At 60.3% G+C, this 26,625-nt stretch carries 23 protein-coding genes and 1 pseudogene; 23 read left to right on the top strand and 1 reads right to left on the bottom strand.

Features of this window, described 5'->3' with window-relative positions:
- Nucleotides 1-573: 573 nt before the first annotated feature.
- The 17 genes from BM235_RS24665 to BM235_RS24585 all read left to right on the top strand — a co-directional run bounded on the left by BM235_RS24665 (nt 574) and on the right by BM235_RS24585 (nt 20,000).
- Nucleotides 574-2,292, top strand: coding sequence for a right-handed parallel beta-helix repeat-containing protein (locus BM235_RS24665; RefSeq protein WP_255374582.1), 1,719 nt, complete (start codon nt 574-576; stop codon nt 2,290-2,292).
- A 265-nt stretch (nt 2,293-2,557) separates the two neighbouring features.
- A complete protein-coding gene (locus tag BM235_RS24660; RefSeq protein ID WP_090116919.1) occupies nt 2,558-3,760 on the top strand; it encodes a right-handed parallel beta-helix repeat-containing protein in 1,203 nt (400 codons plus the stop codon).
- A 292-nt stretch (nt 3,761-4,052) separates the two neighbouring features.
- Nucleotides 4,053-4,829 (top strand): YveK family protein, encoded by a 777-nt coding sequence (locus tag BM235_RS24655; protein ID WP_090116918.1) that lies wholly within the window; start codon nt 4,053-4,055, stop codon nt 4,827-4,829.
- A gap of 38 nt (nt 4,830-4,867) precedes the next feature.
- On the top strand, nt 4,868-6,058 hold the full coding sequence (locus tag BM235_RS24650; RefSeq protein WP_090116917.1) for a glycosyltransferase: 1,191 nt from the start codon (nt 4,868-4,870) through the stop codon (nt 6,056-6,058).
- A 50-nt stretch (nt 6,059-6,108) separates the two neighbouring features.
- Nucleotides 6,109-6,804 carry a CpsD/CapB family tyrosine-protein kinase gene (locus tag BM235_RS24645; RefSeq protein WP_255374581.1) on the top strand — a complete coding sequence of 232 codons (696 nt, stop codon included), beginning with the start codon at nt 6,109-6,111 and terminating at the stop codon, nt 6,802-6,804.
- 3 nt (nt 6,805-6,807) lie between these two features.
- Nucleotides 6,808-7,524: a sugar transferase gene (locus BM235_RS24640; protein ID WP_090116916.1), complete on the top strand. Its 717-nt coding sequence runs from the start codon at nt 6,808-6,810 to the stop codon at nt 7,522-7,524.
- A gap of 44 nt (nt 7,525-7,568) precedes the next feature.
- Nucleotides 7,569-8,726 (top strand): glycosyltransferase family 4 protein, encoded by a 1,158-nt coding sequence (locus BM235_RS24635; protein ID WP_090116915.1) that lies wholly within the window; start codon nt 7,569-7,571, stop codon nt 8,724-8,726.
- Nucleotides 8,727-8,741: 15 nt separating this feature from the next.
- A complete protein-coding gene (locus BM235_RS24630) occupies nt 8,742-10,091 on the top strand; it encodes a UDP-glucose dehydrogenase family protein (protein WP_090116914.1) in 1,350 nt (449 codons plus the stop codon).
- Nucleotides 10,092-10,134: 43 nt separating this feature from the next.
- The gene (locus BM235_RS24625; RefSeq protein ID WP_090116913.1) at nt 10,135-11,433 is read left to right on the top strand and encodes an O-antigen polymerase; all 1,299 of its coding nucleotides are present in this window, start codon (nt 10,135-10,137) and stop codon (nt 11,431-11,433) included.
- Entirely contained in the window at nt 11,430-12,566 is a 1,137-nt protein-coding gene (locus BM235_RS24620) for a glycosyltransferase family 4 protein (protein ID WP_090116912.1), read from the top strand. The genes BM235_RS24625 and BM235_RS24620 overlap by 4 nt, the downstream gene beginning before the upstream one ends.
- Entirely contained in the window at nt 12,563-13,735 is a 1,173-nt protein-coding gene (locus BM235_RS24615) for a glycosyltransferase (protein ID WP_090116911.1), read from the top strand. Before BM235_RS24620 ends, BM235_RS24615 begins: the two co-directional genes overlap by 4 nt.
- Nucleotides 13,732-15,204, top strand: coding sequence for an MOP flippase family protein (locus BM235_RS24610; protein ID WP_090116910.1), 1,473 nt, complete (start codon nt 13,732-13,734; stop codon nt 15,202-15,204). The genes BM235_RS24615 and BM235_RS24610 overlap by 4 nt, the downstream gene beginning before the upstream one ends.
- A 113-nt stretch (nt 15,205-15,317) precedes the next feature.
- A complete protein-coding gene (gene galU, locus BM235_RS24605; protein WP_090116909.1) occupies nt 15,318-16,223 on the top strand; it encodes a UTP--glucose-1-phosphate uridylyltransferase GalU in 906 nt (301 codons plus the stop codon).
- 114 nt (nt 16,224-16,337) lie between these two features.
- Nucleotides 16,338-17,711 (top strand): sugar phosphate nucleotidyltransferase, encoded by a 1,374-nt coding sequence (locus tag BM235_RS24600; RefSeq protein WP_090116908.1) that lies wholly within the window; start codon nt 16,338-16,340, stop codon nt 17,709-17,711.
- A complete protein-coding gene (locus BM235_RS24595; RefSeq protein ID WP_090116907.1) occupies nt 17,684-18,739 on the top strand; it encodes an LCP family glycopolymer transferase in 1,056 nt (351 codons plus the stop codon). The genes BM235_RS24600 and BM235_RS24595 overlap by 28 nt, the downstream gene beginning before the upstream one ends.
- Nucleotides 18,740-18,823: 84 nt before the next feature.
- A complete protein-coding gene (locus tag BM235_RS24590) occupies nt 18,824-19,543 on the top strand; it encodes a PIG-L family deacetylase (RefSeq protein WP_090116906.1) in 720 nt (239 codons plus the stop codon).
- Between the two features lie 79 nt (nt 19,544-19,622).
- Complete coding sequence (locus BM235_RS24585; protein ID WP_090116905.1) at nt 19,623-20,000, top strand: GNAT family N-acetyltransferase; 378 nt, start codon at nt 19,623-19,625, stop codon at nt 19,998-20,000.
- A gap of 578 nt (nt 20,001-20,578) precedes the next feature.
- Here the strand turns inward: BM235_RS24585 and BM235_RS24580 are convergent.
- Complete coding sequence (locus BM235_RS24580; protein WP_090116904.1) at nt 20,579-21,103, bottom strand: general stress protein; 525 nt, start codon at nt 21,101-21,103, stop codon at nt 20,579-20,581.
- Between the two features lie 192 nt (nt 21,104-21,295).
- Here BM235_RS24580 and BM235_RS24575 point away from each other — a divergent pair, with 192 nt between their 5' ends.
- From BM235_RS24575 to BM235_RS24550, 6 genes and pseudogenes are all read left to right on the top strand, one after another.
- Nucleotides 21,296-22,267, top strand: a complete 972-nt coding sequence (locus tag BM235_RS24575) for a catalase (RefSeq protein WP_090116903.1) — start codon at nt 21,296-21,298, stop codon at nt 22,265-22,267.
- Between the two features lie 122 nt (nt 22,268-22,389).
- On the top strand, nt 22,390-23,472 hold the full coding sequence (locus BM235_RS24570; RefSeq protein WP_090116902.1) for an ABC transporter substrate-binding protein: 1,083 nt from the start codon (nt 22,390-22,392) through the stop codon (nt 23,470-23,472).
- A 54-nt stretch (nt 23,473-23,526) separates the two neighbouring features.
- On the top strand, nt 23,527-24,429 hold the full coding sequence (locus BM235_RS24565) for an ABC transporter permease (RefSeq protein ID WP_090117103.1): 903 nt from the start codon (nt 23,527-23,529) through the stop codon (nt 24,427-24,429).
- The gene (locus tag BM235_RS24560) at nt 24,429-25,223 is read left to right on the top strand and encodes an ABC transporter ATP-binding protein (protein ID WP_090116901.1); all 795 of its coding nucleotides are present in this window, start codon (nt 24,429-24,431) and stop codon (nt 25,221-25,223) included. Before BM235_RS24565 ends, BM235_RS24560 begins: the two co-directional genes overlap by 1 nt.
- A gap of 192 nt (nt 25,224-25,415) precedes the next feature.
- Complete coding sequence (locus tag BM235_RS32375; RefSeq protein WP_090110997.1) at nt 25,416-25,712, top strand: transposase; 297 nt, start codon at nt 25,416-25,418, stop codon at nt 25,710-25,712.
- A 14-nt stretch (nt 25,713-25,726) separates the two neighbouring features.
- Nucleotides 25,727-26,590 (top strand): annotated as a pseudogene (locus tag BM235_RS24550) (IS3 family transposase); the annotation flags it as partial.
- Nucleotides 26,591-26,625: the final 35 nt, after the last annotated feature.

Genomic DNA, 26,625 nt, shown 5'->3' with positions numbered 1-26,625 from the left:
ATTGCGAGCGGACGACCGCCATCGCCTGCTGTAGAGAAGGCGATTGGCCTAATTGCGAGCGACCGGCATCGTGTGACGTCGAGCAGTCGATGGATCTATCCGCGGACTTCCGCAAAAAAAACAGAATGTCGCACCTAGCGTGCGACACTCTGTTTTTTCGCGCAAACATCGATCATTAACTTTTTTTCATACAAAACATTAAATATATACTTTAATTTGGTACATGTGGTATATTAATGTGCGTTGACTTAAATGATTGTTTAAATTCACTGCCTAATCTCCCTGCCAGTTTCCCTTCATTAACAAGTCCCCTTATTTTCTTTAACCGATGCTCTCAAAAGTCGCGTTTCTTCTATTAAAAATACATTATAAATTCCTTTCTTTAAATTCGGCGAAAGCATGCTAAAATAGGCCGCAGGAAACAATTGGCACGCTTAAAGATTGCCAATGTATTCATGCAAACCCATGTTGATCCGATATATCAAATATAGCTGCTTTAGAAGTATACAGTTTAGGCTATTACTCCGTCTTTACCCCGGGTCAATCATATCCAAACATACGGAGGTTATATTTTTGAAAAAAACAGGTTTGACGGCAATGGCGTTCGCCTTGGGTCTTAGCATTACGAATTCGTTCGTGTCCGTGCAGAACGTGCAAGCCGTCAGCGTTGCCGATTTATATAAAGCTCCGCAAGACTTCTCGGTCGCGCAGGGGCAGCATCAATGGTTCTATCAAAAACGCGCGGGTTCGGTTTATAGCAATCTCGCGTACAACGCTGCCGGCGACCGCTGGCAAGCGGCTGCGGATACCGGCTATCCATGGGTGAATAAGGATGCGATGCATCCGAGCAAGGACTTCGACGCCGTGCTGAAGTGGGTATCGCCGGGCAAGGGAACGATCACGATCGGCGGCACCGTCAAGAAGGGCGACAACAAAGGCGACGGCATCCTCGCCACCATCAATAAGGACAAGACCGCGCTGTGGAGCGCCGTCGTCAAAACGACGAGCGGCTATACGCCTGAACTGAAGTCTGTCGCGGTCGAGAAGGGCACGGCGATTTACTTTCAGGTCAATAGCAGAGAGACGATGAACAACGATCACACGCTCTGGGATCCGGTCATCACTTATAAGGCGGCAGCGGTGCAGTCGGCCCAGACGGCAGCGTCGGTCAAGTCTGCCGCCACGGTCAAGACTGCAGCCACAGTCAAGTCTGCCGCCACGGTGAAGTCTGCCGCGACGGCGCAATCGGCAGCCAATACGACGCCCTCCAATGCGTACGCGCTGTCCGTCGAGAGCTGCGGCGCCGTCGCGAATGACGGCAAGGACGATTACGGCGCATTCGCGGCTTGCCTGGACAAGGCGAAGTCGAAGGGCAAGTACGTAGCCGTGCCGGCCGGCGAGTATCACCTGAGCAAGATTTTGACGCTCGACGGCGTCAAGCTGATCGGCGCGGGCATGACGAAGACGACGCTGATCTCGACGGATCCTTTGAACGGCTCGATCGACCTCAAGGGCAACAACGCCAAGCTGAGCAACGTCAAGCATGTGTATCAGACGACGGTCGAGCGGGGAAACGGCTCGAACGAGAAAAACAGCATCACCGTCCGGGGCGCGACGAACTTCACGATCGACAACGTCTACGTGTACAAATCGAGCACGGCCGGCATTCTCGTTCAAGGCGCATCCAAGGGAGGCACCGTCACGAACAACACCGTCGATTCCACCGGCGCGGACGGCATTCATGTTACGGACGGCAGCAGCGACATCCTGATCGAAGACAATACGGTCAAAGCGACGGGCGACGATACGATCGCGGTCGTCAGCTACGCGCAGGACGGTCCCGCGGTGCATGACGTCACGATCCGCGGCAACGACGTCGGTTACCTCTCCAAGGCGCGAGGCATCACGGTCGTCGGGGGCACGGACGTGCTGATCGAAGGCAACTCGATAAAGGATACGCAAATGGCGGGCATTTATATTGCTTGCGAAGCGAATTACAATACGGTCAACGTCGACCGGATCGCGGTGAAGAACAATACGGTGGATCACGCGGGCATCCACGAACCGGAAAATCACCCCAACGTGCTAATCTACGCCTCGCAGGGCGTCATCGACAACGTGACGTTCACGGGCAACACGATTAAAAACGCGGCCCACCGGGGAATCGGCGTCTGGGGCGACGGACAGATCAAAGATATCTACTTTACCGGAAATACATTGATCAATGCGGCAGGCGCGAAAACGACGTTCAAGGCAGGCACCATTCATCTGAGCGACAATACGGGATTTTAATACGGCGGCTCATGCAACGGCGGGCGACATAGAAATAAGGACAGATGGTACACGGCCAATCCGGTTTTCCGGGTTGGCTTTTTTTGTATCACCTTTTTTTGTATTACTACGTTGTCCCTGCGGCTTGTTAATGTTTTCTAATCGGCTTCTTAACTTTTTCTAATGTGCGAGATTGTTTTACCCAGGTGCATAGGGGGTGAAACTCTGGTAAGTCCGATAAATCTAGGTCCGATAAATCTAAAAAGAGAGCCAATTGGAGGTCGGGATGGAGAGAAGCCGGAAAAAACGTTATGCGCTAGGGTTTGGAATCGTCCTGCTGGCGGTGCTGGTCGTCGTTTTGCTTTGGCCGCGCGGCGGGGAGGACAAGGTATCGGATCCGGGGAAGCATCCCTCCCCGTCCACGCAGGAGGCATCGCCTTCCGGCGAGCCGACGGACGAGCCGGTCTGGACGATCGAAGACGGCGCGCTGCATTGCTTGGCGGGCGCGGACGATCGCGACGACGATCTGAAGACGCTCGAGGCTTGCACGGAGAAGGCCAAGGCGGACGGGCTTCAGCTTCGTCTGTCCGAAGGCGAATATCGCATCGACGACATCTGGGTCATCGACGGCGTCAAGGTGCAGGGAGCGGGCGCGGACAAGACGGTCATCGTATCGACCGATCCGAAGCGCGGCTCCATCGATCTGGAGGGCAGCGGCCCGTCGCTGAGCGACCTGAGCCATGTCTACGCGAGGACCGTTAAGAGAGGCAATGGCGAGAACGCCAAAAACAGCATTACCGTAAGGGCGGCGAACGGCTTCCGCATCGAAAACGTGCATATCGACAAAGCGAGCACGGCGGGCATCCTCGTGCAGGAGTCTTCGGAGGACGGCGTCATCGCGAACAACCTGATCGAGAACACGGGGGCCGACGGCATCCACGTTACGGACGGAAGCACCCGTATCCGGATCGAGGACAACAAAGTATCCGGCACGGGAGACGACGCCATCGCGGTCGTCAGCTATCTGAAGGACGAAGCGGTAACGCACGACGTGACGATCGCGGGCAACGACGTCGGCTACGACTCCAAGGCGAGAGGCATATCCGTCGTCGGCGGCGAGGATGTCACGATCGAGGACAATTCCATCCAGCGGACGGAGATGGCCGGCATTTATATCTCCGTCGAGAAGGAGTGGGAGACCGCCGACACGAAAAACGTCACGGTGCAAAAGAATACGATCGAGCATACAGGCATGCGCGAGAGCAGCGATCACCCGAACATTCTCGTCTACGCGTCGCAGGGCAAACTGGACGATATCACCTTCGAGGCGAATACGATCAAAAACGCCGTGAACGACGGCATCGGCGTTTGGGGAGACGGGGACCTGGGCAATATTTACTTCTCGAACAATGTCCTCAGCGATTCTAGCAAGTCGCCTACCAATTTCAAGGGCGGCAATATCCATCTGGAAGGAAATACAGGATTTTAATAATTCTTATTGACAAAGCGCGCCGTTGCGACAACGGCGCGCTTTTTCGCGGTTTTAAAAAATGAGAAAACCCACTTGAAAACGTTGTCACTTTATGCTTGTTTGTTTCAGATTCGAAGCCGCAGGTTTAATTTGGGTCATGAATGAGAGAGACGGACGAACCGGCAACAGGGGAGACCCCGCACCTACATAACCCGACCTTTCTCCAGGGGTCCCGGTTCGTCGGGGTCGTCCGAATCTCCCATTTCCGGCAAGCGCAGAACACACACAAACGAAGCGGAGGCTATCTAGAATGGAGCTGCAGCACTACCTGAAGGTCGTCAAGAGATACTGGTGGATCCCTGCCCTGCTGATCGTCGTCATTTGCACGGCCGCCTACGTTTACACCAACAAGTACGTGAAGCCCGTCTATCAAGCGTCGACGGACCTGATCGTCAACAAGACCGAATCGACGGTCGCGGGACAGCAGATCATCGACCAGAACTCCATCAACACCAACCTCATGCTCATCAACACCTACAAGCAAATCATCAAATCTCCGTCCGTCATGAAGCGCGTCGCGGACGAACATCCCGAACTCGGCATGACGGCGTCCCAGATCAGCGACAAGGTCGCGGTCAACACGATGAAGGACGCGCAGATCATCACGCTGGTCGCCAAGGCCGACGATTACGGCACGGCCGTTCAGATCGTGAACGGCGTATCGAACGCCTTCCGCGGCAGCGTCACCGAACTCATGAAGCTTAACAACATCACGGCGCTCACCGAACCGGATCCGCTCGCTGCTCCGGGCCCGATCAACAGCAGCCACACCGTCCTGTATATATTCAGCTTCCTGCTCGCCGCGCTGCTCGGCTTCGGCATCGCGTTTCTGGTCGACTATCTGGACGACAAGGTCCGGACCGCGGACGACATCGAGAGCGAGCTCGGCATCACGATGCTCGCGAGCATCGGCAGGATCAAGCAAAAGGATACGGCACAAGGCAAAGTCCGCACCGCGACCCCCTTCGCCAGGGAGGCCGCCGTACGCGGCAAGCAGGAGCTTAGACCCGCCGAAGAGCAGCGCTGACCTGCCAAGGCGAGCGGAGGAGGCGGGAACGGGCGGTCATGACGTTACGAAATATTCTCATCTACCGAGACAGTCTGTTGGCGCCTTCCGAAACTTTTATTCGATCCCAAGCGGAAGGCATGCGATTCTACCGCGCCTACTATGCGGGCTCTAAGCGCAATGCGGGCATCCCGCTCGATCCCGAACGCGTCACCGTGCTGAACGAGGGCGGCGCGGGCGGAAGACTGCGCGAGCTGCTATTTAAAGCGACAGGGTTCGGTTTCCCGCTCGAGAGCAAGTTTAGAAAAATGGATTTTCGCCTGCTGCATGCGCACTTCGGCCCCGACGGCGTGTTGGCCGCGCCGATCGCGAGGCGACTTCGCATCCCGCTCATCGTCACGTTTCACGGCTACGATGCGACGGTCAAGGACGAGCATGCCCGCAAGTCCTACTACACGCACCGGCAATACATTCGCAAACGAGCGCATTTGCAGCGGTCCGCCGCGGTATTCATCGCCGTATCGGACTTCATCCGCGGCAAGCTGATCGAACAGGGATATCCCGCGGACAAGATCGTGCGGCACTACATCGGCGTCGATACGGAGCTGTTCAAGCCGGATCCGGAGCTGGCGCGCCCGAGGGAAAATATCGTGCTGTTCGTGGGTCGCCTGGTCGAGGTGAAAGGCGCCGCCTATCTCATTCGGGCGATGAACGAGGTGCAGCGGCAAATGCCGGATGCCGAGCTCGTGGTCATCGGAGACGGGCCGCTCCGGGCGGAGCTTGAAGCGATGGCGGCCGGGATGCTCCGCAAATACCGGTTCCTGGGTACGCAGCCTCCCGACGTGGTGAGGCGCTGGATGAACCGGGCGAAGGTATTCTCGGTGCCCAGCGTGCCGACGCCGACGGGCGCCGAGGAGGCGTTCGGCATCTCCTTCATCGAAGCGGCCTCGATGCGGCTTCCTGTAGCGAGCTTCCGCACGGGCGGCATTACGGAAGCGGTCAGCCACGGCGAGACCGGGCTGCTGGCCGCTCCGCACGACTGGCTCGAGCTTGCGGGCGGCATCTCGCGGCTGCTGAGCGACGAAGCGCTGTGGCGGCGGATGAGCGCGAGAAGCAGGGAACGGGCATGCGAGTCGTTCGACCTGAAGGAGCAAAACCAGAAGCTTGAACGAATCTATCATTCCGTACTGGCAGGCAATACAAGCCAGGCGACGGGCTACCAGCTGATGCCGAGCCGCATCGACGCGTGAGCGGCAGGACACAGATCGTCGCAATCACACTCAAGAGACAGGCAGGGATCATGATGACAAGAGAAAACAGCAAGCATCGCCAAATCGCCAAAGCGGGCCCCGGCTCCTCGGTGTCCGAATCCTACAAGAAGCTGCGGACGAATATCCGGTTCTCCTCGATGGGGCAGGCGGTCAAAGTGATCCTCGTCGCTTCGGCGGTCCCCGGCGAGGGCCGCACGACGACCGCGATCAATCTGGCGATCAGCTACGCGCAGGAAAACAAAAACGTGCTTCTGCTCGACGCCGATCTTCGGCGGCCGGCGGTGGGACAAGCCTTTTTCCGTACGAGCCGGACGGGGCTGAGCGATATCCTGATCCGGAGCGGCAAGCCCGAGGACGCGATTCAGCAGACCGACATCGCCGGGCTGTTCGTGCTCCCGGGCGGCACCGTGCCGCCGAATCCTTCGGAGCTGCTCGGCTCCGAAGCGATGCGGAAGCTGCTAGAAGAGCTGAAGACGCAGTTCGACGTGATCGTCGTCGATTCGCCGCCGGCCTCGTCGTTCGCGGACGCGCAGATCGTCGGCGCGATGTCCGACGGCGTCGTCCTCGTCGCCCGCTCGGGCAAGGTCACCAAGGAAGCCGTTCGCCGCACCCGTCTGGGATTGGAGCACGTCGGCGCCCATATCCTCGGCGCCGTGCTGAACAATACGAGCCGCGACCGCATCGAATCCAGCTACGCCAACTATTACGGATACGGAGGAGATTAAACCATGAGTCTAGTCGGCAACGAGCTTGAGATCGCCAGCCGCGCCCCCGCCACGACGTCCGCACAGCCTATCGTTCAGCCCAAGGTCCAGACAAGCGGAACCAACTACCTGTTCTTAAGCGCCAAGCGTGCGATCGACCTGCTCGGATCGGGCATCGGACTGATCCTCCTTTCCCCGTTATTTGCCGTTATTGCACTGCTCGTCAAGCTCGAGGATCCGAAGGGGCCCGTCTTCTTCAGGCAGCACCGGATCGGCAAGGGCGCGAGCATGTTCAACATCTACAAGTTCCGCTCCATGAACACCAACTCCGAGCAGCTGCTGCGGGAGGACAAGGAGCTTTACGCCAAATACGTCGCGAGCAACTACAAGCTCGAGCCGCACGAGGACCCTCGCATCACGCGCATCGGCCGCTTCCTCCGCAAGACCAGCCTCGACGAACTGCCGCAGCTGTTCAACGTGCTGAAGGGCGAGATGAGCCTCGTCGGCCCGCGGCCGGTCGTCGCCCAGGAGCTCAAGGAATACCGGGATAAAAAGCGCGAGTTCCTGTCGGTCAAGCCCGGCATCACCGGCTATTGGCAAGTGAGCGGCCGCAGCGAAGTCGGCTATCCCGAGCGCGTCGACCTGGAGCTCTACTACGTTTACAACAAATCGCTCGCGCTCGACATCAAGATCCTGCTCGCGACGGTACGCAGCGTGCTGCTCAAGAAGGGCGCCTACTAAAAATCAACCAGATGCATCGGGTGCGACAGGAGGATGATAGCCAAATGAAAGTCGCGATCGTTCACGAATGGTTGACGACGTACGCGGGGTCGGAAAAAGTGGTCGAGCAAATGCTTGAGGTGTACCCCGAAGCGGACGTGTTCGCCATGGTCGATTTCCTGCCGGAGAAGGACCGGGGCTTCCTCAAGGACAGGAAGGTCCGAACCTCGTTTCTGCAGAACATGCCGTTCGCCAAAAAGAAATACAGGCAATACTTGCCGCTTATGCCCCTTGCCATCGAACAATTCGATCTGTCCTCCTACGATCTCATTTTATCGAGCTCCCACGCGGTCGCCAAAGGCGTCATCACGGGGCCGAACCAGCTCCACATCTCCTACGTGCATTCTCCGATTCGCTACGCTTGGGACATGCAGCATCAATATCTCAGGGAATCGGGCCTGCAGCGCGGCCTGAAGGGCGCCTTCGCCAAGTGGATGCTGAGCCGCATGCGCATGTGGGATTACCGGACCGCCAACGGCGTCGATTATTTTATCGCCAACTCCGAATTCATCGCCAGCCGCATTTGGAAGGTGTACCGCAGAGAATCCAGCGTCATCTATCCGCCCGTCAACGTGAATGCCTTCGCCTACCGCGAAGACAAGGAAGACTTCTACCTGACGGCGTCCCGCATGGTCCCCTACAAGAAGATGGACATGATCGCCGAAGCCTTCGCCGGCATGCCGGACAAGAAGCTGGTCGTCATCGGCGACGGTCCCGACATGGAGAAGGTCAAGGCCCAGGCGGCTAAAGCGCCGAACATCCAGGTGCTCGGCTACCAGCCGGACGCCGTGCTGATCGATCATATGCAGCGGGCCAAGGCGTTCGTGTTCGCGGCCGAAGAAGACTTCGGCATCACGCCCGTCGAGGCGCAGGCGTGCGGCACGCCCGTCATCGCGTACGGCAAGGGCGGATCGCTCGAGACCGTCCGCGGCCTCGGCGTTCCGCAGCCGACCGGCGTCTTCTTCGAAGAGCAGACCGCGGCGCAGGTTATGGCGGCCGTCAGCCGGTTCGAGACGGAGGGCGGCGCGATCCAGGCGGCGAACTGCCGCAAGAACGCGGTGCGCTTCTCGCCGGAGTCGTTCCGCAAGAAGCTGCAGCAGCACGTCGACAACAAGCTGCATCAAAATACGCGCCAGGCGGGAAGCGTCCAGGCCGTTCTATAGGGGGAAAAGACAACTATGAAACTGACTTTCATCGGCACCGGGTACGTCGGGCTCGTATCCGGCGTCTGCTTCTCGGAGATCGGCAACGACGTCACTTGCCTGGACAAGGATCTCGGTAAGATCGAGCGCCTGAACCGCGGCGAAGTGCCGATCTACGAGCCGGGCCTCCAGGAACTCATCGCCAAAAACCGCGAGCTCGGGCGCCTGCGCTTCACCGGCGAGCTGACGCCCGCCGTCGAGGGCGCCGAGGCGATCTTCCTCTGCGTCGGCACGCCGCCCTTGCCGAACGGGGAAGCCAATCTGGCGTTCATCGAGCAGGCCGCGCAGGAAGTCGCCCTCGCGATGAATGGATACAAGATCATCGCGACGAAGAGCACGGTGCCGGTCGGCACGAACGACCGCATCCGGGACATCGTCTCGCGACTCACGCCGCATCCGTTCGACGTCGTCTCGATTCCCGAATTCCTGCGGGAGGGCTCGGCCATCTCGGACACGCTGCATCCGGACCGCATCATCATCGGCACCGACAGCCCCGAAGCGGCGGAGAAGATCGCCGAGCTGCACCGGCCGCTGACCGACCGGATCATGGTGACCGACGTGCGCAGCGCGGAGATGATCAAGTACGCGTCCAACGCCTTCCTCGCGACCAAGATCTCCTTCATCAACGAGATCGCCAACATCTGCGAGAAGGTCGGCGCGGACGTCACGGACGTGGCGAAGGGCATGGGCCACGACCGGCGGATCGGCCCGTCGTTCCTCCAAGCCGGGATCGGCTACGGCGGCTCCTGCTTCCCGAAGGACACGAACGCGCTCATCCAGATCGCGGGCAACGTCGACTACGAGTTCAAGCTGCTGAAGTCGGTCGTCGAGGTCAATCAGGGGCAGCGCTTCAACGTCATGACGAAGCTGCGGCGCTCGCTCGGCGAGCTCGGCGGCAAGCGGATCGGCGTCTGGGGACTGGCGTTCAAGCCGGACACCGACGACGTGCGCGAGTCGCCTGCGCTGGACATCATCGGCGCGCTGCTGGCGGAGGGCGCGGAGGTGCAGGCCTACGATCCGGTGGCGACGGCCAACTTCAAGGCGATCTTCGAGCAGTCGGACGAGGTCGTCTGGAAGGAAGATCCGATCGAGGCGGCGCGGGACTGCGACGCGCTGTGCCTGCTGACCGACTGGCCGGCGTTCAAGTCGCTGTCGCTGCCCGAAGTGCAGGCGGTCATGCGGCAGAATATCCTGATCGACGGCCGCAACGTGTACACGAGCGAGCAGGTGAACGAGGCCGACCTCCGATACTATTCGGTCGGACGGCCGCATGTCGGCAGCCTGTCGCAGTTCGAGGCGGAGCCGGTCGCTTTTTATGGCAGGTGAACGCGCCGCGCCGGCGCAATCAAGACGAGGGAGTGCCCGTGAGATGAGAAAGAATGCTTCGGTCTGGTGGATGAACCCGACCATCCTGTTCGCCATCGTGATGGGGGTCGTCATCGCGGGCGCTTACTTGATCCCGGCCCAGAACTACCTGATGTTCTACCGCGTCGAGAAATTCATCGACAGCGTCAACATCTGGCTCGCCGTCTATCCGGCAGTCGCCTTCGTCCTGGGCGGCTTGCTGTCGTCGGTGCTGAACAAGGGCGTGAAGCCTGTATCGGTGCTGCCCGATGCCGTGCTGAAGCGCGACAGCTTCATCAAGTTCGTCGTCTACGCCCTGTTCGCCATGACGCTGTTCGGCTATGCGGTCTACTTTCTGATCATGGTCCGAAGCGGCTTCACGGTGTCGCTGTTCTTGTCCGTCATCAAGGGAGAGCCCGGCGCCATCTATTCGATCAAGCAGAACTTCGACAAGATCACGGGCGTCACTTCGTTCACGAACTTCGGCATCGCCTTCACGATCCTCGCGACCTACTACCAATGCCTGAAGGGGAAAAAGACGTTCTTGCCCGCGATGACGGTCGTCTTCCTGCTGACGCTCATGCGCTCGATCTTCTTCTCGGAGCGGCTCGCCTTGATGGAGATCCTGGTGCCGGCGGCCATCATCTGGATCTCGATGCGCCTGAAGCAGGGCAAACGGGTGCCGCTCGTACGCCTGTACCCGCTCATCGGCATCGTGTTCGTCATCGGATTTTTCGGTCTCAGCGAGTACTTCCGTTCCTGGCTGAGCTACTACGTCCACATCTATCCTTCGTTCTGGGAGTTCGTGGTCACCCGGTTTTTCGGCTACTACGTCACCGCTCTCAATACCGGCACTTTGTACATAAGAGAGTTGGGATTCCCGTCGATTCCGTTCCCCTACTACACCTGGGAGTGGCTTTGGAAAATTCCGCCGGGCGGGGAGGCGTACGCCGACGTGTACGGGGTACGGCCGATGAACCTGCTCAACAACATACTCGATACGATGGGCAATCCGGAGTTCAACAATCCGTCCGGGCTCATGCTTCCCTACCACGATTACGGCTTCGGCGGCGCGTTGATCTACATGGCGCTCCTCGGCTATATCAGCGGCCTGCTGTACGCGCATTTTCGCAACAATCATACGTTCGGCATGCTGCTGTACCCGATCTGGATGGTGGGCATCCTGGAGTTCCCGCGGTACCTGTACTTCACGAGCGGCCGGTTTTTCCCTTGCTGGGTCGTGCTGCTCCTGTTCACGCTGGTCCTTCATTATAACAAGCGCAAAATCAAGAGCTGGCGGCTCTCGGGGGTGAATCGGACATGAAGCTTCAGCGAATCTATATCAACGGACGCTTCCTGACGCATCCCGTCACGGGCGTGCAGCGATACGCGATCGAGGTGCTCCGCTCGCTCGACGCGATGGTCGGGGCGCGCGACGCGGCGGTCGAAGGCTGCGAATTCGTCGTGCTGGCGCCGAAGGGCGACCTGAGGTCCATCGGACTGCGCCATATCCCGACGAAGCAGGCGGGGCGAGGCTCCGGTCACGCCTGGGAGCAGCTTAGCCTGCCGGCGCTTTGCGCGGACGGCTTTCTGCTCAGCCTGTGCAACACGGGGCCGATGACCAAGCGCCGCCAGGCCGTCACGATGCACGACGCGGCGGTATACGCGGCGCCGGATACGTACTCCTTCGCTTTTCGCGCCTGGTACAAGGTGCTGCAGCGCGTGCTCGGCATGAACGCGAAGGGCGTCCTGACCTGCTCGGCATTCTCCCGCGCGCAGTTGACCGAGCACTTCGGCGTTCCCGAGCGCAAGATCAAGACGATCTACCACGGCCGGGAGCATATCCTTCGGATCCAGGCCGACGAGACGGTGTTCGAGCGTCACGGACTGGCGCGGCCTTACGTGCTGGCGGTCAGCAGCATGAGCCCGAACAAGAACTTCGCGTCCGTCGCGAAGGCGATCGAGCTGATGGGCGACGTCGGCTTCGACATCGTCATCGCCGGCGGCAGCAGCAAGATCTTCAAGCCTGCCGGCGCCCGGATCGGGGGCGAAGTCAAGACGCTCGGCTACGTGACGGACGAAGAGCTGAGAGCCCTGTACGACCGGGCTTCCTGCTTCGTCTTCCCTTCCTTCTACGAAGGCTTCGGCTTCCCGGCGCTGGAGGCGATGTCCTGCGGTTGTCCGGTCGTCGCTTCCGATGCGGCCTCCATTCCCGAAGTATGCAGGGACGCCGTGCTCTACTGCGATCCGCGCGATCCGGCGGACATCGCGGCCAAGATCAGGCGTCTCATGGAAGACGACGGGCTGCGCGCGCAGCTGCGCGAGCGAGGACTCACGCGGGCAGGCGCCTTCTCCTGGGACAAGTGCGCCAGGGAAACGCTGGACGCGGTCCGGCCCCATCTGGCCGCGGCCGAGCCGGCGTACGCGCCGGAGCGGGAGAGGGGGTATAGCCGGTGAACATCGTATTCGCGAGCCACACGTACATGGGCGGACCGTTCGTCGTCGGCTCCCACCATCTCGCCCGCGAGATGAAGCGGCTCGGCCACCGCGTGCTCCACATGAGCACGCCGCTGAGCCCCATGCACCTGCTCAAGTACAAGGACAGGGATATCCGCGCGCGGCTTAAGATCTACCGGGGGCAGCCCGAGACCGAACCGGACCAGGCGGCGAACAGCGTGCCGATGTCGCTGCTGCCGTGGGAGCTGGCCGGACCGATCTATGCCCGCACGGGCAAAAACTGGACGCTGCCGCGCATGAAACGGCTGCTGCGCGAGCAGGGGATGGACAGCGTCGACCTGCTGCTCATCGACCAGCCGCGGTTCGCCGGGCTGGACGCGGTCGTGAAGCCCGCCGTCACCGTGTACAGGCCCACCGACCTGTACGCCCAGATGACGGGCGACCGGTCGATCGCCGCCGCCGAAGCCGCCATCATGGCGCGGGCGCACGGCCTTGTCTCGACTTCGGAGCCGGTGCTCGAGGAGCTGCTGCCGTACAATCCCGCGCTGCCGAGCCTGCTGCTCGAGAACGGCGTCGAGTACGAGCACTTCGCGCGAGGCGGCGAGGAGCCCGAGGATCTGCGGGCGATCCCCGGCCCCCGCGCCGTCTACGTCGGCGCGCTCGACGAGCGGCTCGACCTGGGCGCGCTGCGCAAGCTGGCGGCCGCCCGTCCGGAGCTTGCGCTCGTCATCATCGGGCCGTACGACGACGCGACGGCCGCCGTATTCGCCGGCCGGCCCAACGTGCATCTGCTCGGCTCGAAAAAGTACAAGGACGTGCCGCGTTACCTTCACCACGCCGACGTCGCGCTGCTGCCGCTGAGCGGTCACGCGGCCAACAAAGGGCGCAGCCCGATGAAGCTGTACGAGTATGCGGCCGCGGGACTGCCGGTCGTCGTGACCGAGACCCCCGAGCTGCTGCGTCGCGAGGAGCCGTTCCTGTACTTCTACCGGCACGCGGACGAATTCCCGGGCCAGGTCGGCGAGGCGATCGCCGCGAAGCACGGCCGCGACCGCATCCGCGCCTTGGCCGAGCGCCATGCCTGGGACGCCAAAGCCAAGACGCTGCTTGAATTCGCCGAGAGTCTTCGGCGGACAGCCTCATCCAAGGAAGTGACCCGATCGTCATGAGCTCGCTCAAGAAAAAAGGGATCGCGGCGGCCAAGTGGTCCACGCTCGCGACCGTCGTCTCCATCGTCGTGCAAGTGCTGCAGCTCGTCACCGTCTCCCATTTGCTGACGCCAAAGGACTACGGTCTCATGGGGATGGTCATGGTTATCGTCGCGGCGGCAGTGAATCTGACCGACATGGGCATCTCCAACGCGATCATTCACCGGCAGGACGTCACCAGGGACCACCTCTCGAGTCTCTACATACTGAACCTGGCGACGAGCTTCGTCATCAGTCTGGCGATCTTCCTGTCCGCGCCGCTCGTGGCGGCTTTCTATCACGAGCCGGACCTCGTGAACCCGGTCCGGTGGATGTCGCTGCTGTGCCTGATCCCGGCTTTCGGCCAGCAGTTCGAGGTGCTGTCGCGCAAGGAGCTCAAGTTCGACGCGATCTCGAAGATCCAGATCGCCGCCTACTTCGCGGGCTTTCTGATCGCGATCGCGGGCGCTTACTACGGCTACGGCGTCTACGCGCTGGTCGGCTCCTATCTGGGCAACGCGCTCGTCCGCTCCGCCGGCCTCATGATCATGGGCTGGCGCAGATGGACGCCGGCCATGCATTTCACGCGCGACGACCTCAAGGGTTATCTCAGCTTCGGCGTCTATCAGATGTCCTCCAATCTCCTCCAGTCCTTCATCTCGAACCTGGACTATCTGATTCTGGGCCGCATGTACGGCGCGCAGACGCTCGGCTACTATTCGTGGGCCTACCAGCTCTGCATCATGCCGGTGCAGAAGCTGACGCCGCTCATCAACTCGGTCACGCTGCCTATTTTCGCCAAGATTCAGGACGACCTGACGCAGCTGCGCAAGGGTTACATCAAGATCGCCGAAGGGGTCAGCTACCTGAACGCGCCGATCTATCTGGGCCTGCTGGTGACGGCGCCGATGCTCGTCACATTCGCCTTCAGCGAGAAGTGGCTGCCCAGCGTGCCGCTTATCCAGATCCTGTGCGTCATGTTCCTCATCCGCTCGCTCGTCGTCACCGTCCAACCGCTGCTGCAATCCAAAGGGCGGATGGACATGTACTTCCGCTATACGCTGCTCTGCATGGCGGTGCAGGTGCCCGGCCTGTTCATCGGCGCTTATCTCGGCGGCATGATCGGGCTGTGCTATGCGTTCGTTCTGGTACAAATCGTCATCTTCTGCATCCAGTACAGCTACGCCGTACGGCGCGTGCTCGGGCCATGCCTGACCCCGCTGCTGCGCGGAATCGCGCCCGGATTGCTATGCGGATTGGTCATGGTCGTCGGCGTGCTGGCCTTCGATTGGCTCTCCCAGGCGCTGTTCGAGCTCAATACGGGCTTTATCCTGCAGGTCATTTGCGGTGCGCTGCTCTACTTCGCGGTCATATTCTATTTCAACCGCAATCTGATTCACGCGGTACGCGATAAGGTATATAGGAGACATAAGTCCGTGAAGCCGGGGTGAAGCCCACGCGGCCGCCCCTTGAGATCATACCGCCATCCCCCTTATCCCCGTCGTCCTGTCCTGCGAACGTTCATCGTCGCATCTTTCACAGCAGATAGGAGGGTACCACACGAATGTCTAAAGTCAAAAAAGCGATCATCCCCGCAGCCGGCCTCGGCACGAGATTTCTCCCTGCCACGAAGGCGATGCCCAAAGAAATGCTCCCGATCGTCGACAAGCCGACGATCCAATACATCGTTGAAGAAGCGATCTGCTCGGGCATCGAGGATATCATCATCGTGACCGGCCGCAGCAAGCGCGCGATCGAGGATCACTTCGACAAAAACCACGAGCTCGAGGCGGACCTCGAATGCAAGCAGAAAAACGAGCTGCTGGAAATCGTCCGGGGCGTCACGAACCTCGTCGAGATTCACTGCGTCCGGCAGAAGGAGCCGCTCGGACTCGGACATGCCATTTGGTGCGCCCGCAAGTTCGTGGCCGGCGAGCCGTTCGCGGTGCTGCTCGGCGATATGATCATCGAGAGCGAGATCCCCTGCCTGAAGCAGATGATCGACGTCTACGACGAGCGTGCCGGCAGTATTATAGCTGTAGAAGAAGTGCCGTGGGAGAGCGTGTCCAGCTACGGCGTCATTCAGGGCGACATGATCAACAAGCGGCTGAACCGGATCACGAACCTGGTCGAAAAGCCGAAGGTCAACCCGCCGTCGAACCTGGCGATGATCGGACGCTATATCCTCGATCCGGCGATCATGGATATTCTCGCGCATCAGCAGCCCGGCGTAGGCGGCGAGATCCAGCTGACGGACGCGATGAAGCAGCTCGCGTCGCGCCAAAGCATGTACAGCTACCGCTACGACGGCAAGCTGTACGACGTCGGCAGCAAGCTGGGGTTCCTGAAGGCGAACATCGACTTCGCGCTGAAGCGCGAAGAGCTCGGGCTGGGCTTGTGGGAGCACCTGTATGAGCTGACCGGCTCTACCGAAGCCGCGGGCATAAACGAAGAGCGCAGAATCGGCTAAGCGGGCGCGGGTCTAAGCTGACGCGATTCCAAGCGAACGCGAGGTCAAGCGAACGCGAACTCAAGCGGGAGAGCAAGAGAGAATCATGCAGAACATTTGGAGGGGAAAAATATAATGAAATTAGTATTGCTGTCCGGGGGTTCCGGCAAAAGACTGTGGCCGTTGTCCAACGACGCGAGGAGCAAGCAGTTCCTCAAGGTGCTCGAGAACGAGAACAAGGAAATGGAGTCGATGGTCCAGCGGGTATGGGGACAAATCTGCGCCGTCGGCCTCGACCAATCGACCGTGATCGCGACGGGCAAGCAGCAGCTTGACATCCTGCAGAGCCAGCTCGGCCAGGTGCCGATCATCGTCGAGCCCGAGCGGCGGGATACATTCCCGGCGATCGCGCTGGCGGCGGCATACCTGTATTCGCTGAAGCAGGTCGACTTGAACGAGACGGTGTGCATCCTGCCCGTCGACCCGTACGTCGAAGACCGGTTCTTCGAGCGGATCCAGGATCTCGAGGGCGTGTTGGATCGCACGGACGCGAAGATCGCGCTCATGGGCGTGACGCCGACGCTGCCCTCCTCGAAGTACGGCTACATCGTGCCGGAGCAGGGAACGGGGGACGATTCGCACAGCCGCGTGGCGCGGTTCACGGAGAAGCCGTCCGAGGAGAAGGCCAAGTCGCTGATCGCGGAAGGCGCGCTGTGGAACTGCGGCGTGTTCGCTTTCAAGCTCGGCTACCTGATCGGCCTGCTGCTGGAGCGCGGGGTGCCGATCCAGTACGAGGAGCTGCAGCGGAGCTACGACAAGCTCGCCAAGATCAGCTTCGACTACGAGGTGGTCGAGAAGGAATCCGACATCGTCGTCATTCCTTACGACGGCTACTGGAAGGATCTCGGCACCTGGAACACGCTGACGGACAACATGGGCGCGAGCGTCATCGGCAACGGGATTCTGAGCGAGGACAGCGCCAATACGCACCTGGTCAACGAGCTCGACATCCCGGTCACGATCATCGGCATCCAGAACGCGATCGTCGCGGTCAGTCCGGACGGCATCCTCGTATCCGAGAAAAACGCGAGCCCGCGGATCAAGGACATGGTCGTGCCGAACCAGCGGCCGATGTACGAAGAGCGGACGTGGGGCTGGTATCGCGTGCTCGATTACTCCAAGAGCCCGGACTCGGAGGTGCTGACCAAGCGCATCTGCCTCAAAGCGGGCAAGCACCTGAACTATCACTATCATTCGGAGCGGACGGATACGATGACGGTCGTCTCGGGTGAAGGAGAACTGGTCCTGAGCGAAGAATTATATATCCTGAAGCCGGGAGACGTATTCCGAATCCCAGCCGGTTCCTACCACGCGCTGCGCGCGGCGACAGATATGGAATTCATCGAGATTCAGCAGGGAGAATCGGTGAAGGAAGACGACGAGATCGATCTCTACGGTACCTGGGAGGAGATGGAGTTCCATTGTCTGTCAAGAGGAATCCCCTCGTAAAAAGAGTCCTCGTCATCGCGTCCGCGGCGGTGCTGCTGCTCGTGCTCGGCGCGGGCGGATATGCGTGGTACCTTTACCATGAAACCACGGACACGATCAGCGACATCTATCAGCCGATCGGCACCGTCCCCCCGGCGGGGGACGGCACGCAGGCCGTGGCCGGCGGCGCCGGCGGCGCGGGAGCGGGCGGCGGCGCCGCCGGGGAGGCCACGGGCGCCGTTCAACTCGCCGCATCGGGCGATGCCGACCCGTCCGGCACGGCGCGACGCATCGTCGACCTGAACGCCAAGGACCCGTTCACGGTGCTGCTGCTCGGCGTGGACGAGCGGAGCGGCGACGTCGGGCGGTCCGACACGATCATGGTCGTCGGGGTCAATCCGGCCAAGCATTCCGTCCTTCTCTACAACATTCCCCGAGATACCCGCACCGAGATCGTCGGCAAAGGCACGACGGACAAGATCAACCACGCTTACGCCTTCGGCGGCGTCGACATGTCGATCCGCACGGTCGAGCGTTTCATGAACGTGCCCATCGACTACTATGTGAAGGTCAACATGGAAGGCTTCGAGCGGATCATCGACATTCTCGGCGGCGTGTCGGTGGACAATCCGTTCGGCTTTACGATCGACGGCGTCACGTACCCGCAGGGACGTCTTGAGCTCGACGGCGAGAACGCGCTGCTCTATTCCCGCATGCGTTACGACGACCCGAAGGGCGATATCGGCCGCATCGAGCGTCAGCAGTCGGTGCTCGGCGAGCTGATCGGCAAGGCGAAGCGCCTGAAGACCGTCGCGAAGCTGCCGGACATTCTCGACCAGATCCGGGAGAACGCCAAGACGAATCTGACGTTGGACGATATGAAGGCGCTGTTCGACAACTACCGCAAGGAGATCGACACCGTCAGCAAGGATCAAGTCAACGGCGGCGGTCAGCGCATCGGCGGGATCTACTATTATATGGTCAGCGAGCAGGAGCGGGCGCGCATGCACGACAAGCTCGCCGCGCAGCTTGCGGACGACGGGGTTTAACCGGAAGCTCGCTTCGCGCATGGCCGTCGTGCCTGCGCGAGGCGGGCTTTTATTTCTGTTATATAGAAGGGAGGCCTACGCGGCATGGCGATCAATTTGTTTTTCGTGCCTCATCAGGACGACGAAGCGCTGACGTTCGGCGCGGGCATCCGCAATCATCTCGACGTCGGCGACGAGTGCCATGTCATCCTATACACGGACGGGCGCTCCTCGGGCGTGCGGCGGCAGCTTAACGGCGAGACGAGGAGCGCGCTCGCCAGGCGCTATTACGATCCGGCCACGGAAGGCTACGGCTATCTCGAAGAGGCGGATATGGTGCGCCTGCGCAACGACGAATTCCGCCGGTCGTGCCTCGCGCTGGGCGTCCCCGAGACGCATATTCACTTCGCGGACGGGCAGATGCGGGACGGGTCGACGACGGTGGAGGGCTGCGAGGACGTGATCCGCGAGTTTTTGAGGAGGTATCCCGACGCGCGGGTCAAGGCGTTCACGGATCTGGGCGGAAACCACGCCGATCACGCCAACATGGGGCGCGCCGCGCGCCGGTTGGCGCAGAGGGGCGCGATCGCGGACCTTCGCCTGTACGTCGAGCCGTACAATCTTCGCAACGCGAAGCGGGAAGCCAGGCGGATGGAACTGCTTGTCGAGCGGTCGCGCGAGCATTCGCACAAAGTCGTCGCGTCCCTGCAGGAGTATAAGCGCTGGGATCCGGCCCAAGGGCAGCTCGCGATCGGCTATCATTCGGTCAAGCGCTGCTTCGACCGGGCGATCGCGAAGCCCGTCTCTTATTATCATAAGCCGTAATCTAGCTGCGGAGCGCTCGAATGCCGCCGTTCGGGGTAAGGATTAGAGAGTCAGAGAATGACGATGGAGGTGCATGGACATGAGCGCATTGTACGATAACGGAACGCCCGAAGCACGGCCCGAGGAGGAGATCGTCGCGGAGCGGGAAGGCAACGGCTACATCCTGCGCGGCGTCAAGGGCAGGATCGGCCAGATCACCTATACGATGGCGGACGCGGACACCTGGATCATCGATCATACGTCGGTGGACGGCGAGTACCGCGGACGCGGCCTGGCGCGGCAGCTGCTGAACTTCGTCGTCGAGGACGCGAGGGAGAAGGGGCGCAAGATCATCCCTTCCTGCTCTTACGCGCTGCAGCAATTCCAAGCCGACCCGTCGCTCTCCGACGTGTGGGCCGAGGGAGACGCGAGCCGCTACTCGGATTCCTACAGCAGCAACGGCGTCGAGTCGCGCTGATTCGAATCGCGCTGATTCGGTCGCGGCTCAAGCATGATGCCAAGTCGGGAGCCCCGCATGATCCTTGCAGGATCGTGCGGGGCTATTTGCCGTTGCCCGGGGCGGCACGGAAGAAGTTCGGAGAGCCTAGGCTGTGCCGATAAGCGCAAGCGGGCGCTAGCGCCGCCCCGGGGGCGTTCCGGGCTGTGCTGATAAGCGCATATGGGCGCTTACCATCGCCTATGGGGTTTCTGGGCCGTGCCGATAAGCGCAAATGGGCGCTAACGCAGCCTCAGTGGCGCTCTCGGGTGCGCCGATAAGCGCATATGGGCACTACCGATGAGCGAGATAGCCGGAAAAACCGGCTAACGGGCCCAAAGCCAATGTGTTCAAGGCCGAGATAGCCGGAAAAACCGGCTAACAGAGCCGAAGCTAGTGTATTCAAGGTCAAGATAGCCGGAAAAATCGGCTAACGGGCCCAAAGCTCGTTTGTTCGAGGCCGAGATAGCTGGAAAAACCGGCTAACGAAGCGGCAGGCCACTGGCACACGAAAAAATCCCTCTTCCCGTAGGAAGAGGGATTTTAATATGCGTGGAAGATTAGACGATGTACGTGTCCGAGTTCAGCGTGTTATTCGTCCGGAACGTGTCGTAGATATGCGCGCGGCGGTCGGGATCGGTGTCCACGAGCACCAGAATCCGTCCCGAATTCAGATCCTCGTCGTAGCGCTTCGCTTCGTCCTCCGGAATGCCGAGGCCGATGAGGCCGCCGACGATGCCGCCCGTACCGGCGCCGACAGCCAGGCCCGTAAGCGTCGCCGCGATCGGGCCTGCCGCTAGGATCGGCCCGATGCCGGGCACGATGAGCAGCCCGAGTCCTGCGAGCAGGCCGGTCAAACCGCCGACCACGCCGCCGGTCGCTGCGCCGGCTGCCGCGCCTTCGGGCGCCTTGGTGCCGGTCTCGTCAGTGACATAGTCCAGGTCTTCCCGGTTTTTGCTGATGACGGAGATGTCGTCCGAGGTATAGCCTTGACGCTTCAGGTCCTCGATCGCTTTTACCGCGCCTTGCTCGGTATCGAATACGCCGACGATTCTGCGTTCTTGGGTGCCGCGTTCCTGTGCCATGACGAATCCCTCCTGAATGGATCGAATTTGGTTTGACGTCGAAGCGGATGTTTGATTATGGCCGTTCAATAACTAATACCCACTACGGGCCGTTCTCATTCAGCGGTTCGGTTAATATAGGCGGAGGCGGGTAAATATAACGGTTGGCGCGGTCAGCGCGGCCTGCAACCGATTTTCGGAGGTGACCATACGATGGAAAAAACGTTTGCGGATCAGTCCCTGGCGGCCGATAAGCACCTAGGAGACCCGATACAACTGCCGCATCGGACGGTAGACGCGCTCGAGGGGCTGTCCGGCGTCCATCCGGGAAAAAGGCGCGTGCATGCGAAAGGCCTGTGCTGCCGCGCGGTCTTCAAGCCGAGCGGACTTGCGGCCGGGCTCACGACCGCTGCCCATTTGCGCGATAAAGACGGGGAGATCGATGCGATCGTCCGCTTCTCGGGCAGCTCGTCCGACCCTTCGCTGGCCGATCTACTGTCGCCGGGCAAAGGGCTGGCCGTGCGATTCATGCCGGCCGGCGGCGATGTCTCGGTGCTGGCGGCCGTGACGGTACCGGTTTTTTTCGCCAAGACGCCGGCGTCGTTTCTCGACCTTATAAAGGAAGCGAATCGTCTAAAGGGGGGCGGCATCGAAGCGATCGCCGCCGCCGCGGAGCTGGCCGCGCACTTCCCGGAAGCGCGTCATGCGATGGCGCATGTCGGCAAATTGCGGCCCCCGGCGAGCTATGGCACTTGCCGCTACTATGCGATTCATGCCTTCATGCTCGTCGACGAGGAGGGGATTCGCAGGCCGGCGAAGTTCGAGTGGATGCCGGAGCTCGGCGTCGAGACGCTGTCGATCGGAGAGCTGAAGTCGCTGCCGGAAGACTACCTGGAGCGCGATGCGGCGGAGCGTATACATAAAGCGCCGCTTCGCTTTCGCTTGAATATCGTACTGGGACGGGAGGAGGACCCGACGGACGATCCCACTCTGCCATGGCCCGACGACCGGGAACGGATCGAGGCCGGCATTCTGGACGTTACGGACGTCATCGCGGAGCCGGACGGACTAGTGATGGATCCTACGATCACGGGCGCGGGCATCGAGCCTTCGGACGATCCGATCCTCCGGTTTCGCAGCCCCGTGTACGAGGAGTCGATGCGCAGGCGGAGTCGCGGCGAATAAGCGGGCGGTGCGGGCGTTTAGGCTCGCGCCGCTTTTTTGGATGTTATACGCTTTCATTGACGGATGAACGCTTTCACATTTAAACTGTAGTTTAAACTCACAAGACAAGGGGCCATGAAGAGATGAAGAAACGAATCTGGGCATCGGCGCTCCTCTCGCTCGCCATGCTGGCGACGGCGGGCTGCGGCGCGAAGGGCAACGGCAACAATGAAAACGGAGCGGCTAGCCCGTCGGCATCGCCGTCGGCGAGCGCTTCCGCGAGCGCAAGCGCGTCCGCGCCTGCGGACGACAAGACCTACTCGATCGCGATCTCGCAGATCGTCGAGCACCCGTCGCTGGACGCGACGCGCGAAGGCTTCATCGCCGCGCTGAAGGATGCCGGACTCGAAGAAGGCAAGAACCTCAAGATCTCGCTGAACAATGCGCAGGGCGACCAGAACACGAACCTGTCGATCGGCCAGAAAATCGCGGCTGAGAAGTACGATCTCGTCTTCGGCATCGCGACGCCTTCCGCGGTCGCGTTGGCGCAGTACGTAAAGGATACGCCGATTCTGTTCGCGGCCGTCACCGATCCGCTCGACGCCAAGCTGGTATCGAACCTGGACAAGCCGGGCGCCAACATCTCCGGCATCTCCGACACGAACCCCGTCGCGGTGCAGCAGCTGATGGACTTCATCGCATCCGATTTTCCGAACGTGAAGAAGGTCGGCCTCGTCATCAACGAAGGCGAATCGAACGCCGTCGTCATGGCGAAGAATGCCGAAGAGCAGCTCAAGAAGCACAACATCGAGCTGGTTAAGGCGCCGGTCACGAACACGTCCGAGGTGAAGCAGGCAGCCGAGTCGCTCGTAGGCCGCGCGGACGCGCTGTTCATCACGCTGGACAATACGGTCGTCAGCAGCGTCGACGCGATCATCAAGGTCGCCAACGACAATCACCTGCCGTTCTTCTCCAGCGACCGCGATACGGTCGAGAAGGGCGCATTCGCTACCTATGGCTTCAAGTATTACGACCACGGTTACCAAGCCGGCCAGATGGCGGTCGAAGTGCTCAAGAACGGCGCCAACATCGGCGACATGAAGGTCGGCATGCAGGAGAAGCTCGACCTGATCCTGAATCTGAAAGCTGCCGAAGCGCAGAAAATCACGGTGACGGATGACATGAAGAGCAAGGTGCAGGACCCGGCCAACAACATTATCCAATAAGAGTAGGTGTCGTCATTGATTCATTCCCTGACCGGCGCAGTCGAGCTTGGCTTCATGTATGCCTTGATGGCGCTCGGGGTATACATCACGTATCGCATCCTGGATTTCCCCGACCTGACCGTAGACGCCAGCTTCACGACGGGAGCCGGCATCGCCGCGGTGATGATCTCGCACGGCCAAGCGCCCTGGCTCGCGACGCTGGCGGCCTTCGGCGGCGGTCTGGCGGCGGGCGTCTGTACCGGTCTGCTGCATACCAAGGGCAAGGTCAACGGCCTGCTCGCGGGCATCATCATGATGATCGCGCTGTACTCGATCAACATTCGGATCATGGGCAAGCCGAATATTTCGCTGCTTAATACGGACACGCTGTTCTCCGGCGTCGCTTCGCATGAGTGGCACGATTTCCGCCTCGCGTACATCGTTGTCCTGTTCGCCTTCGCGTTCGTCGTCAAACTGCTGCTCGATGCGTTTCTGCACACGGACCTAGGGCTCGCGCTTCGCGCAACCGGGGACAACAAACGAATGATCCGCAGCTTCGGCTCCAACACGGACCTGACGACGATCCTTGGCGTCAGCCTGTCGAACGGTCTCGTCGCGCTGTCCGGCGCGCTGATCGCGCAGGACGGCGGCTCTGCCGACATCTCCATGGGCATCGGCATGATCGTCATCGGGCTCGCCTCCGTCATCATCGGGGAAGCGCTGCTCGGGCCGAAGCGCGTCTTCTGGGCGACGCTCGCCGTCGTGGTCGGCTCCTTGGCCTACCGGATCGTCTTTGCGCTGGCATTGCGCGCCGAGTTTTTGCATCTGAAGGCGACGGACCTTAAGCTGATCACGGCGATCATCGTCATCCTGGCGCTCGTCATCCCGACGGTGAGCCGATCGGCTAAGCAGAAGCAGCAAGCCAAACGGCGCACAGCCGAGCTGGCGGCCGGCATGCGCGGCAAGGGGGCGATCTGATGCTGGAGATCAATCAAGTATCCAAGCTGTTCAACCCCGGGACGCCGGACGAGAAAGTCGCGCTCATGAACATCAACCTGAAGCTGAACGAAGGCGACTTCGTTACGGTCATCGGCAGCAACGGGGCGGGCAAGTCCACGCTGATGAACATCATCTCGGGCGTCATGCAGCCCGATATCGGCGACGTCCGGATCGACGGGCAATCCGTCGCATCGAAGTCCGAGTCCGAGCGCAGCAGATGGGTCGGACGGGTGTTCCAGGATCCGATGGCGGGCACGGCGCCCAACATGACGATCGAGGAAAATCTGTCGATGGCCTACGCGCGCGGCAAACCGCGGGGTTTCGGCTGGGCGGTGACGGCACGCAAGCGAGCCCTGTTCAAGGAGGAGCTGAAGCGTCTCGGCATCGGTCTGGACGCGAGACTGCGCGCCAAGGTCGGGCTGCTGTCGGGCGGCGAGCGGCAGGCGCTCAGCCTGCTGATGTCCACGTTCACGCGCCCGGGGATCCTGCTGCTCGACGAGCACACGGCCGCGCTCGATCCGGCTCGCGCGGAGCTGATCACCCGCCTCACCGAGGAGATCGTCCGCAGCATGAAGCTCACGACGCTGATGGTCACGCACAACATGGAGCAGGCGATCCGCCTCGGCAACCGTCTCATCATGATGGACAAGGGACGCATCATCCTCGACATCCCGCCGGAGCGCAAGCAGGACCTGACCGTGCAGAAGCTGCTCGGCGAGTTCGAGCGCATCAGCGGCCATAAGCTGGCGGACGACCGGGTGGTACTGGGGTAAGTCTATAGAGCAGAATACATGTAGTTTCGAAAAAGCGTAAAAGGCGAAGCGGACATCCGCTTCGCCTTTTCGCTGCTACAGCGTCCCAAGTCCATCTCAGCCTCCTGCAACCGCAAATTTGCAACTAGAATACAAAGTGGACACCTCTTAAGCTCATGAGATAATAAACAAAAATCACGTGAGGTGTCCTACATGGGCGAGATGCGGAAACATTACAGCGAAGCGTTCATCGAACAAACGGTAAAGTTCATTCAGGAACAGACGAAGTCGATTCCCCAGATCGCAGAGGAACTTGACATCCCCGCCGGCACGCTGAGGAAGTGGATGACCAAGCATCGTAAGTTTGAAAATGAGCCCCTCATGGATCGGGAAACGATTCGTCAGAAGGAAAAACAGATTGCTTCTCAAGAGCGTGAGATCGAAGATCTCAAGGAAGAGATCGCCATCTTAAAAAAAGCCATGCACATCTTCAGCAAAGAAAGGAACTAAGGTTCCAGTTTGTCGAAGATCACCGCTCCGAGTTTCGACTGGAGAAGATGTGCGCCGTACTGAATGTCTCTCGGAGCGGTTTTTACAAATGGATGAATGAAAAACTCAAGGAGACGAACTACCAAAAACGCCGGAGAGCGCTTCTGCTGCGTATCACTTGGATTTTTACCGACTCCTATTGCCGTTATGGCAGCCCTAAAATCACGAGGATCTTGCGCAACGAAGGCTGGATCGTCTCCGAGCGTCTGGTGGGACAGATCATGAGTGAGCATGGCCTCAGATCCTGCGTATCCAGGAAGTTTCGTGTAAACACGACGGACTCCAACCATGACCTGGCGATTGCGCCTAACGTGCTGAATCAGCAGTTTAAGACGACATTACCGAATGAAGTATGGATGGCCGACATCACCTACATCCCTTGCCGGGAAGGCCGTCTGTATCTGGCCAGCATCATGGACCTGTACACCCGCCGCATCGTCGGCTGGAAGCTCTCAGACCGCATGACGACGGACCTGGTGCTGGCTGCACTCGAACAGGCTCACGCGTCCGAGCAACCTTCCGAGAGCGTACTGCATCATTCGGACCGAGGCTCTCAGTATGCTTCCGATGCGTATCGAGGTCGTCTAGAACAACTTGGCATGCAAGCGAGCATGAGCCGCAAGGGAAATTGTTACGATAATGCCTGCATTGAATCCTTCCACAGCGTGCTGAAAAAGGAGTTTATTTACTGTACGAAATTCAGGACCAAGGCGCAGGCGCAGCAAGCGATGTTTGAGTACATTGAGCTCTTCTACAACCGTAAAAGAATTCATGGCTCTTTGGATTACCTATCTCCAGAACAATTCAGAACCCAGTTTTATAACAAGAAGGACAAGTGAGCTTAGAGAGCGTCTACTTTATTGACAGAGGTCCA

Origin of the sequence: Cohnella sp. OV330 (genome assembly GCF_900112065.1) — a bacterium.
GTDB lineage: Bacteria > Bacillota > Bacilli > Paenibacillales > Paenibacillaceae > Cohnella.
The sequence above is the reverse complement of the archived record's forward strand: the minus strand, read 5'-3'. Positions and strand labels throughout refer to the sequence as shown.